This window comes from Azoarcus sp. DD4, assembly GCF_006496635.1.
In the GTDB taxonomy this organism is placed as follows: Bacteria; Pseudomonadota; Gammaproteobacteria; order Burkholderiales; family Rhodocyclaceae; genus Azoarcus.
Map to the genome: position 1 here is coordinate 110162 of NZ_CP022958.1, position 14565 is coordinate 124726.

Here is a 14565-nt window from a genome sequence, read left to right on the forward strand (position 1 = left end):
GGACGCGCGGACCGCGGACGCGTTCCCGGTTGCAGTCGATGACCGCAAGATCGGGGTGAGCGCGCAAGAACTCAAGGGCCGGCGGCGCCCGCGTCAGAAATTGGCGTGCAGGCTCACATACACCTGCCGCTCCAGTTCGTTGGCGGGGCGATCGTCGCCGTAGGCGGCGAGGCTCTGCAGCGGCCGGTGTACCAGCTCCTGGTGCTTGCCGATCAGGTTGATGCCGGTCAGGCGGATCTCGGCGGCATGCGGGCCGATCTGCAGCGGGCGGGCGATGCTCCAGTCGAGCGTGGTGTAGGCCGGCACGCTGTAGCGATAACCGGGTATGTAGCCGCTGCCTGCGTCGCTTGGCCCCATGCGCAGCAGGCTCAGGGTGGAGCGCCAGCGGCCCACGGTCTGCAGCCAGGTCAGGCTGGCGGTATAGGGTGCAACGCTGCGGCGTACCGCGTCGTCGTCGCTGCGGGCGCGGATCAGGGTGTGATTGAATATCAGCTCGCCCTGCGTCCAGGGTCGCAGGCGCAGCTGGTATTCCAGACCGAGGAGCTGGACGCCGTTGGGGCTGTTCACCCAGCGCGTACCGCCCGCTGCACGCTGGATGTCGGTGTCCGGAAGTTCGGCCGGATCGACCGGACTGCGCACGATGTAGTCCTTGATCCGCTCGTGGAAGACGCGCAGATCGAAGCTGCCTTGACGGGAAGGAAGCTGGCCGAGAAAGCCGATTTCCCAGGCATCGATGCGCTGCGGGCGGATGTCAGGATTGGGCAGATGGTCGCGGTGCAGCAGGCCGTACACCGGATGCACCACGCGGATGTCGGCGGAACGCTCGAACAGCGTGGGCTGGCGCCAGGCGCGCGAGAAGCCGACGCGCCAGGTTTGCGTCGCTTGCGGTTGCCAGTTGAGGAACACGCGCGGTGCGAAGCGCAGCCGGTCTTTCTCGATATGCTCGGCCATCATGCCGATGTTCCAGAGCCAGTGTCGCGCCAGACGCCATTCCGCATTGCCGAACAGGCGCCATTCCTGCTGGCTGCGGGAATCGCCGTCGTAGAACAGCATCGGCGCATCCAGCCAGTCGCGCCGCCATTCGGTGCCCCACAGCAGGCGCAGATCGTCGGCGGGCTTGAGCCGCTGCTGGTATTCGATGTTGTCGCGCAGACTGTCGCGGTCGCTGTTTACCGGGACCAGCATGCGCGGCAGGTTGACCAGATGGGCCAGGTGGGCCGGCAGGTTCTTGTGCGAGTCGAGCACCCAGTCTTCGCGCGAACGTTCCCGATTGCGGTACCACGACAGCGACCATTCCTCGTCCGGGCTGAGCGTTCGACGCCAGCGCACATGCAGGTTGCTGTCGTTGTAAGTCGCCGTGCGCGGCGAACTGCCGTCGAACTGGGTACCCGCGTAGCCGGCGCCGCGACTGCCGGCCGCGATGCCGCCGATCACGGTGAGTTCGTCGGTGTCGCTCAGGCGCAGGTCGCTGCGCAGGTTGAGGGTGTTGGAGCGCAGCGTATCGTTCAGCCCGTGCATCCCGGTGTCGTACTGGTGACGGGCGGTGAGGCGCAGGCCGAGCGCTTCGTGATGGACGACGGCGCGCGCCGTCAGATCGGCGATGTTGCCGCTGCCGACCGTCACGGTCGCCGAGTTGGCGGTTTCCGCGCCGGTGTGGCGGGTGATGATGTTGACCACGCCGAGGAAGGCGTTCGAACCGTAGGCGGCCGAATCCGAACCGCGCACGATCTCGATGCGGTCGATATCCTGCAGGGTCAGCGACAGCGAACCCCAGTCGGCGCCACCGAAGAAATACGGCGAATAGATGGATCGGCCGTCCACCAGCACCTGCATCTGGTTAGGGTAGTCGGCACCAAGACCGTGATAGGTCACCCATTGGTGATTGCCGCGCTCCTGACCGACCTGCATGCCGGGAACGAGCCGGAACAGGCGTGCCAGGTCGCGGTAACCGGTCGCGGCGATCATGTCGCTGTCGATTACGGTGACGGCGCCCGGGGTGTCCTGCATCGCCTGGGGCAGGCGGGATACGCTCAGAACGATAGGAAGTGCCGCAAAATAGTTGTCCTCGCCGTGGGCCGGGGACATGCTGCTCAGTGCAGCCGAAAGGCATGCCAACAGGGAAGACAGAACGCGCCTCTCGCGGCTTCGACGAGACATTATGGTCTGCTTGTTGTCATGATGTTGGATTACTGAAGTATATCCTTAGGCAGAAGCGGCAAGCGCCGAATCTGCCTAAACGTTAATATTTGCGGCTCCGGACACGGGACCGCCCGCGCCGCCATCACCGGGCCATATCCATGACGCTTACCGATCTCCGCTACCTCGTCGCTCTTGCCCACGAACGTCATTTCGGCCGCGCCGCCGAAAAGTGCCATGTGTCGCAGCCGACCCTGTCGGTCGCAATCAAGAAGGTCGAGGACGAACTCGGCATCGCGCTGTTCGAGCGCAGTGCCTCCGAGGTGAAAATCACCGAAACCGGCCGCCGCATCGTGGCCCAGGCGGAAAAGGTGCTGGTCGAGGCCAGCCAGATCCACGAGATTGCCGCTGCCGGCAAGGATCCGCTCGCCGGACCGCTGCGCGTGGGGGTGATCTACACCATCGGGCCCTATCTGCTGCCGCGCCTGATTCCACGGGTGCACCAGCTGGCGCCCCGGATGCCGCTGATCATCCAGGAGAACTACACCACCCGGTTGGCCGAAGCGCTCAAGCGTGGCGAGCTCGACGTCATCGTCATCAGCCTGCCCTTCGAGGAAGCCGGCATCGTCGCCCAGCCGGTCTACGACGAACCCTTCCGCGTGCTGCTGCCGGCGGCCCATCCGTGGACCGCAGAAACCGCCATCGATCCGGAACATCTCGCCGAAGACCAGCTGCTGCTGCTCGGTTCGGGCAACTGTTTCCGCGACCAGGTGCTGGAGGTCTGTCCACACTGCCGCAACGTCGGCGGCCTGCAGCGCACGCTGGAGGGCAGCTCGCTCGAAACCATCCGCCACATGGTGGCCACCGGGCTGGGCGTCACCGTGCTGCCGAGTTCGGCGGCCGATGAGCTCGTCGTGCAGAACCCGCTGGTGGCGGTGCGACCCTTCACGTCGCCGGAGCCCTCGCGCCGGGTGGCGCTGGCCTGGCGGGTAACCTATCCGCGCAGCGGCGCGATCGACATCCTGCGCACCGCCATCCTCGAAAGCGAACTGCCCGGTGTGCGCCCGATCGGCCGCAGCCCGGCGCTCGAAACCGCCTGAGCCTTTCTTCCGGCGGTGCAAAAGACGACGGCCCCGCAAGGGGGCGCGTCGTTTCGGAGCGGGCAGGGGATCAGCCGGCGCGCTTGCCGGCGGCACGCTTGCGCGTCGCCGGCTTGTCGGCGTCGTCGCCGGCTGCCGCCGCCTTGGCGGTGGCGGTCTTGGCGCCGGCCTTGGGCGCCTTGGCTTCGAACTCGAAGCCGACCTTGCCATCCTTGCCGCGTACCAGGAAGGCGGAGAACTTGCGCCGCGTGCGTGCCGAGACGAAGCCCTTCAGCAGCTCGGTCTTGCCGTCGGTGAGCAGCTTGGCCATCTGCTCGCGCTCGATCGGCTGCTGCAGGATGATCTTGCCGGAACGGAAGTCGCAGCTCTTGCCGGGGCCCACCGATTTCTCGCAGACGTAGGCCAGTCCGTGTTCGAACACGCCGCCGCCGCACTTTGGGCAGGCGCCGATCGACTGCTGGCCGGAGAAATCGACCGCTTCGCCGCCCTCCTCGCCTTCCTTGGGCTGGCCAAAGTCGAATTCCGGCTGTTTGTCGTCGTTGAGCTTGATCTCGGCGTTGAACAGCCGCCCCATCTTGTTGCGGAAGCCGAGCAGCGGGCCGACCTTGCCCTCGCGCAGCAGGGTCTCGATCTCGTCGATCTCGAACTGGCGGCCGGCGACGATCTTCCAGGTGCTCCAGTCGCAGGCCTGGCAGGCGAACTTCTTGTAGTTCTCCTTCACCGTGCCGCCGCACTTGGGACAGGGCGTCTGCAGTGCGACGAACTCGCCCGGTACGGTGTCGGATTCGTAGCGCTTGGCGCGCTCGACCACCTCGCGCGCCATCTCGGCGATTTCGTGCATGAAGGCTTCGCGCGAGAGTTCGCCGCGCTCCATGCGCGACAGCTTGTATTCCCAGCCGCCGGTGAGTTCCGGCGAGGTCAGTGCGGTGACGCCGAGGCCGGTGAGCAGGGTGATCAGCGAGAAGGCCTTGGCGCTGGGGATGAGCTCGCGGCCTTCGCGATGGATGTACTGTTCGGCGATCAGGCCTTCGATGATCTGCGCCCGCGTCGCCGGGGTGCCGAGTCCGCGCTCGGCCATGGCGGCGCGCAGTTCCTCGTCGTCCACCATCTTGCCGGCACCTTCCATTGCCGACAGCAGCGTGGCTTCGTTGAAGCGCGCCGGCGGCTTGGTCTGCAGCGCCTTGACCAGGATGTCCTCGGTGGACACCGTCTCGCCCGGCTTCACCGCAACCAGCTGACGGCCGCTGCCTTCCTTGGCATCGCCATCCTCGTTCGCCGCTTCCTTGCCGTACACCGCCAGCCAGCCGGCATTGACCAGCACCTTGCCCTCGGTCTTGAAGGCTTCGCCCTCGACGCGGGTGATGCGGGTGGTGATCTGGTACTCGGCGGCCGGGTAGAACACCGCCAGAAAGCGCTTGGTGACCAGGTCGTAGATCTTGTGCTCGGCTTCCGACAGGCTCTTCGGCAGCGTCCCGGTGGGGATGATGGCGAAGTGGTCGGAAATCTTGGCGTTGTTGAAGATGCGTTTGTTGGGCTTGACCCAGCCCTGCTTGGCGATCTCGTTGGCGAAGGGTGCGTATTCGTCGGGCAGGCCGCGCATCACGTCCTTGACGGTGCCGAGGTAGTCCTCCGGCAGCGCGCGGGCGTCGGTACGCGGATAGGTCAGCACCTTGTGCTTCTCGTACAGCGCCTGCGCCAGCTGCAGGGTGACGCGGGCGGAGAAGCCGAAGCGGCCGTTGGCCTCGCGCTGCAGGCTGGTGAGGTCGAACAGCAGCGGCGACAGCTGGGTGGAAGGCTTGGACTCCTCGCTCACCGTGCCGGGCTTGCCCTCGCACCGGGCACGGATGGCCTCCGCCCTGGCCTGTTCCCACAGGCGGTGGGCGTTGGCGTGCTCGTCGCCTTCGGGCTTCTTGAAGTTCTCGTCCAGCCAGCGCCCGGTGTACTCGCCGGCGGCGCAGCCGAAGGTGGCCTCGAGTTCCCAGTAGTCGCGAGGCTTGAACTTGCGGATGCGGTCCTCGCGCTCGACCACGATGGCGAGCGTCGGCGTCTGCACCCGGCCGACGGTGGTGAGATGGAAACCGCCGGTCTTGGAGTTGAACGCGGTCATCGCCCGCGTGCCGTTGATGCCGATCAGCCAGTCGGACTCGGCGCGGCAGATCGCCGCATTGCGCAGGCCTTCGACCTCGCGCGCGGCGCGCAGATGGGCGAAGCCGTCGCGGATTGCCGCCGGCGTCATCGACTGCAGCCACAGCCGCTGCATCGGCTTGCTGGTGCCGGCGTGCTGGGCGATGAAGTTGAAGATCAGCTCGCCCTCGCGGCCCGCGTCACAGGCGTTGATCAGGCCGGTGACGTCCTTGCGCTTGATCAGCCGGGTGAGCAGCTTGAGGCGGTCGTCCGTCTTCTCGATCGGCTTCAGCGCGAAGTGCGGTGGGATGACCGGCAGGTGGGCGAAGGTCCACTTGCCGCGCTTGACCTCGAATTCCTCGGGGACGGCAAGCTCGAGAAGGTGGCCGACGGCCGACGACAACACGTAGTCGTCGGACTCGAAGTAGTCCTTCTCCTTGGTGAAGCCGCCCAGCGCACGGGCGATGTCCTGCGCGACGGAGGGCTTCTCCGCGATGATCAGTTGCTTGCTCATGCCGTTGGGGCAGATGCGGAGCGCCGTTGCCGGCTATCCGTCCGATAGGGTTGTGAAGCGGCGGATGATAAAGAGCCGCCTGCCTGGCGTGCAAGCCGGGTGGATGGGGGCTAGTGCAGCAGCGGTTCGAAATCGTCGTCGTCGCCGGACAGCAGCTCGTCGATGATGAGCGTATCCACCGGCTGTTCCTGCTGCCACAGCACCATCAGCACGATGACCTTGAGGCGGTTCAGGTTGATAGTGAAGTTGTCCAGTGCCATCGCCCGTTCGATGATGAACTCGCGCCTGGCGGCGTCGAGGACACCAGCGCTCTCGAGGAAGGCGAGGAAGCCGCGGCATTCGGCGTTCAGCCGGCCGCATTCCTCGTCAGCGTAGAGCCGGATGGAGTCGGCGGCCGGCGTGATGCAGGGACGCGCGCTGGCGGCGAGCTTGCGCAGGCCGGCCAGCCATTCGAGCGCTTCGGTGATTTCCTCGTCCTCGAACCCGGCGGCGGAAAGCTTGCGGGCGAGCTGGTCGGACTCGGGGCAGGCGTTGGCGTGGATGTAGCTTTCGAAGAGGTATACAAGAATGTCGAACAAAGGAACCTCCCGGAATGACCACGGCGGGTGTCGACTGCCGGCATGGCCGGCGCCCGTGTCTGTTGCCTGTGCGCGCCGCCTGTCAGCGGTGCAGGAACCGGTTGCCCGCGGTGCGGGAGATGCGGCCTTCCAGTTCCATGGGAAGGAGAATGGCGTAGAGCGCATCCACCGTCAAGCCGCTGCACTGCACCAGGGTATCGACGTCGACCGGATCGTGGCCGATCAGCGCGAGCACGCGCGCAGCATCGGTATCCAGCGGCAGTTCGGATTGCGGTGGTGGTGTATTGACGCCGATAGGCAGTGGCCGTGTGGCCTGACCGGCGCTGCGTAGCGGCCGCGACACCGGCTGCAGCGGGTCGGCGAGACGACCGCGCAGCTCTTCGAGCACGTCTTCAGCGGTTTCGACCAGCTTGGCGCCGTCGCGGATCAGGCGGTGGCAGCCGCGGGACAGCGGCGAATGGATGGAGCCCGGGATGGCAAAGACCTCGCGGCCGTTCTCAGTCGCCAGCCGTGCGGTGATCAGCGAGCCGCTGCCGACCGCCGCTTCCACCACCAGCACGCCGAGCGACAGACCGGCGATGATGCGGTTGCGGCGCGGGAAGTTGTGGCGCAGCGCCATCATGCCGAGCGGGAATTCGCTGACGATGGCGCCGGCGCTCGCGATCTCGCGCGCAAGTGCGCCGTTGCGCGCCGGGTAGATGCGGTCGGCGCCGGTGCCGATCACCGCCACCGTACCGGCACCGTGGGCGTCGAGCGCGCCGCGGTGGGCAGCGGCGTCGATGCCCAGCGCCAGGCCACTGACGATGGTGAGGCCGGCTGCGCACAGGCTGCGGGAGAAGGCTTCGGCGTTGGTCTCGCCGGTGGCGGTGGCCGAACGTGCGCCGACGACCGCGAGCGAGGGACGCGCGAGCAGGGCGGGATCGCCCTTGAGGTAGAGCAGCACCGGCGGATCGGCACTGTCGAGCAGGCTTTGCGGATAGGCACTGTCGGCCAGCGTCAGGATGTGGTTGCCCGGTTGGTCGGCCCAGGCCAGTGCCGCGTCGATTGCGGCCTGATCGGGTGGGGCAAGCAGGCGATCGGCCAACTCGCCTCCGACCACCCCGGCGACTGCGCTGCGACCGGCATCGAACAGTTTGCCGGGCAGACCGAAGGCGGCGAGCAGCTGGCGCTGGCGCTCCCCTCCCAGCCCGGGGACCAGCGTCAGCCGCAGCCAGGCGGCGAGGTCGTCGGCCGCCGCCAAGGCTCAGGGCTTGCGGACGCTGTCGCCGATTGCCACCGGGCCTTCGGTTTCCATCACCAGGCCGTAGGAGACCTTGTCGAAGACGCGGAACACGAAAACCAGGCCGTAGCGTTTTTCCGGCAACTGGAAGGACTCGCGGCCATCCTCGTCCTTGTACTCGGCGACGCCGCGGTTGCGGTAAAGCGCCAGCACATGGCCGCGTTCGACGCCGGCCTGGGTACCGGCGCTGAGCGCCACCACGTTGAGTCGGCCGGTTTCGCTGACGCCACGGTAGATCGACACCAGGCGACCCTCGACCGCCTGTTCCGGCGCGTGCGGGGCGTAGGAGAACACGGTGGGCGGTTCGGTCGGCATCATCAGGTCGCCGACGCCGATTTCCTCGTTGGCGTTGACGATTTCCAGCGTGCTCGGGTTGCCGTGTTCGGTGACGCGGGCGCTGCCGAGGTACTGCGCTTCGTAGCCGAGGATCTCGTGGGTCAGCGGGTCTTCCAGCGGGCGGGTCGGGCGATAGATCTGCCAGTTGGCTACACCCTCGCGCACGTTCTTGGCGAAGACGCTGTCGCCGGTGCCGGTATACACACGGCTGGTGTCGGTGGCGATGACCGTGGCCGAACCGGCCAGGCGTGCCTGGTCGACGATCAGCGGCTGGGTCAGGAAGGGGTCGATGATGTGCAGCGGAATGCTAGGAACCGCATGGCCGCTATCGGTATACACCTGCGGGAAGAGCTTCTCGTCGCGCACGCCCACACGGCGCCCGACGGTCAGCCACGGGCCACTGCGATCCAGCAGGATGACCTGGCCGGGGTAGATCAGGTGGGGGTTGCGGATCTGGTCGCGATTGAAGCGCCAGACTTCCGGCCAGCGCCACGGCTGCTTGAGGAAGCGGCCGGAGATGCCCCACAGGGTGTCCCCCTTCACCACGGTGTAGGAGTCGGGTGCATCGTCGGCGAGTTGCACGCCCTGTGCGACGGCGGCTCCGGCAAACAGGGTCGCGATGCTGACGATGAGAGGGAATATAATTCGGATCATTGCTCGCTTCCGGTTGGTGCGGGAAGGCTCGCGCCATCCCGGAACGCCGCCGGCCGACGGGGGTCGAATCGCGGAGTTCGGCAACAAACTCGACGATACCGGCTTCCCTGCCCGGCGCAGCACATGGGCATGCATGTCAAATCGCTTGAAATTCTGCACTTAAAGGCTTAACCCGGCAAGCATTTATGGCTCTCCTACCTATCCTTCGCTACCCCGATCCCCGCCTTCACAAGCGCGCTGCGCCGGTCGACGAGGTCGATGACGTCATCCGCAAGCTCATCGACGACATGGCCGAGACGATGTACGAGGCGCCGGGCATCGGCCTGGCCGCGACCCAGGTGGACGTTCATCGCCGCATCGTGGTCATCGACGTGTCCGAGGATAAGAGCGGGCTGACCGCCTTCATCAATCCGGAAATCCTCGAGCGCTCGGGTGAGCAGGTGTGCGAGGAAGGCTGCCTGTCCGTGCCCGGCGTGTACGAGAAGGTCACCCGTGCCGAACGTGTGCGGGTGCGTGCCCTCGGCCGCGACGGACGGCCCTTCGAGCTCGAGGCCGAAGGGCTGCTGGCGGTGTGTATCCAGCACGAGATCGATCATCTCGACGGCAAGGTCTTCGTCGAATACCTGTCGCCGCTCAAGCTCGGCCGCATCAAGACCCGGCTCGCCAAGAAGGCGCGCATCACCGCCTGATCTCCACGGGCGGCTGCCTTGCCGCCCCGTCCTGTTCCATCCTTTCCCGCCCTGCCGATGCCAGCTCCCCTACGCGTTGCCTTTGCCGGCACGCCCGAATTTGCCGCCTGCGCGCTCGAAGCCATCCTCGACGCCGGCTACGACGTGCCGCTCGTCCTCACCCAACCCGACCGGCCGGCCGGCCGCGGCATGAAGCTGACGGCCAGCCCGGTCAAGCAGGTCGCGCTGGCGCGCGGCATCGAGGTCGACCAGCCGGAGAAGCTGCGCACCGAGGACCAGCGCCGGCGCCTGGCCGCCTGTGCGCCCGACGTGCTGGTGGTCGCTGCCTATGGCCTGATCCTGCCGCAGGCGGTGCTCACGCTGCCGCGCCTGGGTTGCATCAACATCCACGCCTCGCTGCTGCCGCGCTGGCGTGGTGCGGCGCCCATTCATCGTGCGATCGAGGCCGGCGACAGCGAGACCGGCATCACCATCATGCAGATGGACGAAGGTCTGGACACCGGTGCCATGCTGCTGCGCCGGGCGATCCCCATCGCCGCCGCCGATACCACCGCAAGCCTGCACGACAAGCTCGCGACCCTGGGCGCGGCGTGTGTCGTCGAGGCGCTCGCGCAGCTGCCGGCGGGCGCCCTGCAGCCGGTGGCGCAGCCGGCCGAAGGCGTGACCTACGCCAGCAAGATCAGCCGCGGCGAGGCGGCCATCGCCTGGTCGCGGCCGGCGCGGCAGATCGAGTGTGCGATCCGCGCCTTCAATCCTTTCCCTGTCGCCACCGGCACGCTGCGCGACACCGTGATCAAGGTCTGGTCGGCCGAGGTCGTGGCCCGCAGTGGCGAACCCGGCACGGTGCTGGCGGTCGACGACACCAGCGTCATCGTGGCCTGCGGCGACCAGGCGCTCCGTCTCGTCGAGTTGCAGCGCCCCGGCAGCCGGCGCATGGCGGTGGGGGAATTCCTGCGCGGATTCCCGGTCTGTGCCGGTGAGCGGTTCGCAACGGGCGGGCTGCAGGCCGATTGAAATGGCGGGCCGTGGCCCCCATCTGCGGTGCAAGAGACTCAACTAGCAAGGATTACGACTCATGTTCGGAAACTGGATCAAGACTTCGATACTGATGGCCGGCATCGTCGCGCTGTTCGGCGCGATGGGCGCAGCCATCGGCGGCCAGCAGGGCATGCTGATCGCGCTGGTGGTCGGCGGTGCGATGAATTTCTGGGCCTACTGGTTCTCCGATAAGGCGGTGTTGAAGATGTACAACGCCCGCCAGGTCGACGAGACCACCTCGCCCTACCTCTACAACATGGTGCGCGAACTCGCCCACCGCGCGCAGCTGCCGATGCCCAAGGTCTACATCATCGACGAGGACCAGCCCAACGCCTTTGCCACCGGGCGCAACCCTGACAACGCCGCGGTCGCCGCCACCACCGGGATCATGCGCATGCTGTCCGAGCGCGAACTGCGCGGCGTCATGGCGCACGAACTTGCCCATGTGAAGAACCGCGACATCCTGATCTCGACGATCTCGGCCACCGTGGCCGGTGCGATCTCGATGCTCGCCAACTTCGGCATGTTCTTCGGTGGTTCGCGTGACGGCGAGGACCGCCCCAACCCCATCGTTTCGATCGCGGTGATGATCCTCGCGCCCATCGCCGGCATGCTGATCCAGATGGCGATCAGCCGCACCCGCGAGTTCGGTGCCGACCGCGGCGGTGCGGAAATCTCCGGCGATCCGCAGGCACTCGCCGGCGCGCTTGCGAAGATCGACGCCTATGCCCGCGGCATTCCGATGCATACCGCGGATGCACATCCGGAGACGGCGCAGATGATGATCATGAACCCGCTCTCCGGCGGCGGCCTGCGCAGCTTGTTCTCCACCCACCCCTCGACCGAGGAGCGCGTCGCCCGCCTGCGCGCGATGCGATGATCGCCGTGGCCGTTTCGCGATGACGCCGCGCTTCCGGCGTCTGCTGCTCGACGCGCTTGCCGTGTGCTTGATGCCGGCAAGCGCGTTTGCCGTTGACCTCGAACCGCTCGACAGCCTGCCGCCGACGCCGCCCGCGCTGCAGGCGGAACTCGGCAAGCTGCAAGGCAAGGCGGTGCTGATCAATTTCTGGGCGAGCTGGTGCGAGCCCTGCCGCGACGAGATGCCGGCGCTGGTCGAACTCGACGAGCAGGAAGCGGGCATCGCGCTCGTCACCGTCGCCGTGGCCGACCGCGCCGCAGATACCCGGCGCTTCCTCGACGACTACCTGCTCGACAATGTGGTGGTGATCGCCGATCCCGACCAGGCGATCGCGCGTGCGTGGAGCGCGCGCATGCTGCCCACCACCTACGTGCTCGACGCCGCCCACCGCCCGCGCTACCGCTTGCGCGGCGAGGCCGACTGGCGCGCGCCGGAACTCAAGGCCAGGCTGCGTGCCCTGGCCAGACCCGAATCCGCATCCTTACCGAAAGGAAAGAAACCGTGAAACGCCGCGACTTCCTCAAGACCTCCGCCCTGGCCGCTGGCCTGGCCCTGCCCACCTGGGCACGTGCCGCCGACGCCGCGCCGCTGTTTGCGCCCAATCCCGCGTCCGGCTGGCGCCAGTTCGAGGTCACCACCCATGTCGAACCGGTACAGGCCGATGGTCTGGTGCGCGCCTGGGTGCCGCTGCCCTTCACTGAAGAGAGTGACTGGTTCCGGCCAATGGGCAACATCTGGCAGGGCAATGCAAGCCTGATGCGGGTGATGCGCGATCCGGAATACGGTGCGGCCATGCTCTACGCCGAATGGGCCGCCGGCACCGCGGTGCCGGAGCTCGAGATCGTCAGCCGCTTCGCAACCCGCGACCGTGCGGTCGATTTCAGCCGCCCGGCGGCACGGCCACTGGCCTTGTCGGCCGACGAACAGGCGCTCTACACCCGCGCCACCGAGCTGCTGCCCACCGACGGCATCGTGCGCGAAACCGCGCTGCAGATCACCGCCGGCGCCAGGACCGACGAGGACAAGGCGCGCGCGATCTACGACTGGGTGGTGGACAACACCTTCCGCAACCCCAAGACGCGCGGCTGCGGCATCGGCGACATCAAGTCCATGCTGGAAACCGGCAACCTGTCGGGCAAGTGCGCCGACCTCAACGCGCTCTACGTCGGTCTCGCCCGTGCCGCCGGCCTGCCGGCGCGCGACGTCTATGGCGTGCGCGTCGCCGACTCGCGCTTCGGCTACAAGAGCCTGGGCAAGAGCGGCAACATCTCCAAGGCCCAGCATTGCCGTGCCGAAGTCTTCCTGGCGCGCTTCGGCTGGGTGCCGGTGGATCCGGCCGACGTGCGCAAGGTCGTGCTGGAAGAACCGCCGGGCAACCTTGCGCTCGACGACGGCAAGGTCGCGGCGGCGCGCAAGCAGCTCTTCGGCGCCTGGGAGATGAACTGGCTGGCCTACAACGTCGCCCACGACCTGCGCCTGCCCGGCAGTGACGGCGCGGCGGTGCCCTTCCTGATGTATCCGCAGGGCGAGAATCCCAAGGGGCGTTTCGACAGCCTCGATCCGGACGCCTTCCGCTACACGCTCACGGCGCGCGAACTGGCCTACGCCTGAACCCGTCCGGCCTCGTGAGGCGGGGCCAGATATCCGAGAAATCGCCGATGGTTGCGGGGCAGCTTGCCGGCATGCAATGCGGCACTCGACAAGGCGGGCAAAAGTTTCTATCTTTTTGTACATTCGTTCAAAAAGACAGGAGACTGATCATGCCCTTCCCGCTCCGCCGTGCCCTCGGCCTTGTCCTCGCCATCAGCTGCGGCGCCGCTTTGTTCCAGCCGCTCCCGCTCCATGCCGCCGAGCCGGCACGCCTGTCGGAACGCTGGGACGAGAAGCGCGCCGCCAGGCTGCTCGACCGCGCGGTAAAGCATGTCCAGGAGAAAGGTGAGGCGGGACTGGCCGATTTCAGCCGCCAGGGGCCCTATGTCGATCGCGATCTCTACGTCTATGCGGTGGCGGCCGACGGCCGTTTCCTCGCCAGCGGCGGCTCGTCCGCGGCCTTGATCGGGCAGAACGTCAACGCCACCACCGACGCCGCCGGCAAGCCCTTCTTCCGCGAGATGCTGGAAATGGCCGCGGCCAAGGGCGAAGGCAGGGTCGAGTACCGCTGGCTCAATCCCGCCGACCAGCGCGAGGAACCCAAGGTGACGCTGTTCCGCAAGGTCGGCGACGTCATCGTCGCGGTCGGCTTCTACGCCCCGAGGGCCACGGCTGCCCAGGCCAAGTCCATGCTGGACGAGGCCGCGGCGATGCTGGCGAAGGACGGCAAGGCTGCGCTGGCCGAGTTCCAGAAGGTCGGCGGCCGCTACATCCAGGACGATCTCTACGTCTTCGTGGTCGATATGGCGGACGGCCGCTTTCTCGCCCACGGCGCCACCCCCGCCCTGGTCGGTCGCGACGGCCGCGAACTGCGCGACCCCAAAGGCAAGGCGGTGATCACCGACATGATCAGCGTCGCCAGGAAGAAGGGCGGCGGCGAACTCGATTACGCCTGGCATAACCCCACCACCGCCAAGCTGGAAAGCAAGCACACCTACTTCCGTGCGGTCGACGGCAAGCTGCTTGGTGTAGGCTACTACACGCGCTGACCGGAGCCCCTCAGAGCCCGGCGGCACGCACCCCTACAGAGGAGATATGCCCATGACCACCGTGACCCTGGGCGGCAACGCGATTTCGCTTGCCGGTCGTTTTCCGCAGCCGGGCGAGGCTGCACCCGCACTCAAGCTCACCGCCGGCGATCTCGCCGATGTCGGCCTGGAAGCCTTTGCCGGCAAGCGCAAGGTGCTGAACATCGTTCCCAGCCTCGACACGCCGACCTGCGCTACTTCCACGCGCAAGTTCAACGCCGAGGCCGGCAGCCTGGCCAACACCGTGGTGCTGGTGGTGTCGGCCGACCTGCCCTTCGCCGCCAAGCGCTTCTGCGCCACCGAAGGCCTGGACAACGTGCAGACCCTGTCCACCTTCCGCAACCCGGCCTTCGCCCGCGACTACGGCGTGGCGATCAGCTCCGGCCCGCTCGCCGGCCTCACTGCGCGCGCGGTGGTGGTGCTCGACGAGAGCGACAAGGTGCTGCACGCCCAGCTCGTGCCGGAGATCAAGGACGAGCCGGACTATTCGGCCGCGCTCGCCGCGCTGAAGTAAGACGCC

At 67.2% G+C, this 14565-nt stretch carries 13 protein-coding genes; 8 read left to right on the forward strand and 5 right to left on the reverse strand.

All coding sequences use genetic code 11. The annotated features are described in order from the left end of the window. Positions 1-93: 93 nt before the first annotated feature. On the reverse strand, positions 94-2085 hold the full coding sequence (locus CJ010_RS00490) for a TonB-dependent siderophore receptor (protein WP_141016213.1): 1992 nt from the start codon (positions 2083-2085) through the stop codon (positions 94-96). 212 nt (positions 2086-2297) lie between these two features. On the opposite strand from CJ010_RS00490, the gene CJ010_RS00495 reads away from it, so the two are divergent. Continuing rightward, the gene (locus CJ010_RS00495; RefSeq protein ID WP_141016214.1) at positions 2298-3236 is read left to right on the forward strand and encodes a hydrogen peroxide-inducible genes activator; all 939 of its coding nucleotides are present in this window, start codon (positions 2298-2300) and stop codon (positions 3234-3236) included. A 70-nt stretch (positions 3237-3306) separates the two neighbouring features. On the opposite strand, the gene CJ010_RS00500 is transcribed toward CJ010_RS00495, so the two are convergent. The 4 genes from CJ010_RS00500 to CJ010_RS00515 form a co-directional block, all read right to left on the reverse strand. Next, a complete protein-coding gene (locus CJ010_RS00500; protein ID WP_141016215.1) occupies positions 3307-5874 on the reverse strand; it encodes a DNA topoisomerase III in 2568 nt (855 codons plus the stop codon). A gap of 110 nt (positions 5875-5984) precedes the next feature. Then, positions 5985-6452 carry a DUF494 family protein gene (locus tag CJ010_RS00505; RefSeq protein ID WP_141016216.1) on the reverse strand — a complete coding sequence of 156 codons (468 nt, stop codon included), beginning with the start codon at positions 6450-6452 and terminating at the stop codon, positions 5985-5987. Positions 6453-6534: 82 nt separating this feature from the next. Beyond that, complete coding sequence (gene dprA / locus CJ010_RS00510; protein ID WP_141016217.1) at positions 6535-7692, reverse strand: DNA-processing protein DprA; 1158 nt, start codon at positions 7690-7692, stop codon at positions 6535-6537. Positions 7693-7695: 3 nt separating this feature from the next. Then, positions 7696-8721: a LysM peptidoglycan-binding domain-containing protein gene (locus CJ010_RS00515; protein WP_168224878.1), complete on the reverse strand. Its 1026-nt coding sequence runs from the start codon at positions 8719-8721 to the stop codon at positions 7696-7698. A 185-nt stretch (positions 8722-8906) separates the two neighbouring features. Between CJ010_RS00515 and def the strand changes: the two genes are divergently transcribed. From def to tpx, 7 genes are all read left to right on the forward strand, one after another. Next, positions 8907-9410 carry a peptide deformylase gene (def, locus tag CJ010_RS00520; RefSeq protein ID WP_141016218.1) on the forward strand — a complete coding sequence of 168 codons (504 nt, stop codon included), beginning with the start codon at positions 8907-8909 and terminating at the stop codon, positions 9408-9410. Positions 9411-9467: 57 nt separating this feature from the next. Next, positions 9468-10424, forward strand: a complete 957-nt coding sequence (fmt, locus tag CJ010_RS00525; RefSeq protein ID WP_141016219.1) for a methionyl-tRNA formyltransferase — start codon at positions 9468-9470, stop codon at positions 10422-10424. A 61-nt stretch (positions 10425-10485) separates the two neighbouring features. Next, positions 10486-11328 carry a zinc metalloprotease HtpX gene (gene htpX / locus CJ010_RS00530; protein ID WP_141016220.1) on the forward strand — a complete coding sequence of 281 codons (843 nt, stop codon included), beginning with the start codon at positions 10486-10488 and terminating at the stop codon, positions 11326-11328. Between the two features lie 19 nt (positions 11329-11347). Continuing rightward, complete coding sequence (locus CJ010_RS00535) at positions 11348-11872, forward strand: TlpA disulfide reductase family protein (RefSeq protein ID WP_141016221.1); 525 nt, start codon at positions 11348-11350, stop codon at positions 11870-11872. Beyond that, positions 11869-12978 (forward strand): transglutaminase family protein, encoded by a 1110-nt coding sequence (locus CJ010_RS00540; protein ID WP_141016222.1) that lies wholly within the window; start codon positions 11869-11871, stop codon positions 12976-12978. The genes CJ010_RS00535 and CJ010_RS00540 overlap by 4 nt, the downstream gene beginning before the upstream one ends. Before the next feature lie 149 nt (positions 12979-13127). Continuing rightward, entirely contained in the window at positions 13128-14006 is an 879-nt protein-coding gene (locus tag CJ010_RS00545; protein WP_141016223.1) for a cache domain-containing protein, read from the forward strand. A gap of 52 nt (positions 14007-14058) precedes the next feature. Then, complete coding sequence (gene tpx, locus CJ010_RS00550) at positions 14059-14559, forward strand: thiol peroxidase (protein WP_141016224.1); 501 nt, start codon at positions 14059-14061, stop codon at positions 14557-14559. Positions 14560-14565 lie beyond the last annotated feature (6 nt).

What these genes read in the sequence shown, in the direction of transcription:
- CJ010_RS00490 (WP_141016213.1), bottom strand. Translation starts at nt 2,085, where the DNA reads ATGTCCCCGGCCCACGGCGAGGACAACTATTTTGCGGCACTTCCTATC.
- CJ010_RS00495 (WP_141016214.1), top strand. Translation starts at nt 2,298, where the DNA reads ATGACGCTTACCGATCTCCGCTACCTCGTCGCTCTTGCCCACGAACGT.
- CJ010_RS00500 (WP_141016215.1), bottom strand. Translation starts at nt 5,874, where the DNA reads ATGAGCAAGCAACTGATCATCGCGGAGAAGCCCTCCGTCGCGCAGGAC.
- CJ010_RS00515 (WP_168224878.1), bottom strand. Translation starts at nt 8,721, where the DNA reads ATGATCCGAATTATATTCCCTCTCATCGTCAGCATCGCGACCCTGTTT.
- def (WP_141016218.1), top strand. Translation starts at nt 8,907, where the DNA reads ATGGCTCTCCTACCTATCCTTCGCTACCCCGATCCCCGCCTTCACAAG.
- fmt (WP_141016219.1), top strand. Translation starts at nt 9,468, where the DNA reads ATGCCAGCTCCCCTACGCGTTGCCTTTGCCGGCACGCCCGAATTTGCC.
- htpX (WP_141016220.1), top strand. Translation starts at nt 10,486, where the DNA reads ATGTTCGGAAACTGGATCAAGACTTCGATACTGATGGCCGGCATCGTC.
- CJ010_RS00535 (WP_141016221.1), top strand. Translation starts at nt 11,348, where the DNA reads ATGACGCCGCGCTTCCGGCGTCTGCTGCTCGACGCGCTTGCCGTGTGC.
- CJ010_RS00545 (WP_141016223.1), top strand. Translation starts at nt 13,128, where the DNA reads ATGCCCTTCCCGCTCCGCCGTGCCCTCGGCCTTGTCCTCGCCATCAGC.
- tpx (WP_141016224.1), top strand. Translation starts at nt 14,059, where the DNA reads ATGACCACCGTGACCCTGGGCGGCAACGCGATTTCGCTTGCCGGTCGT.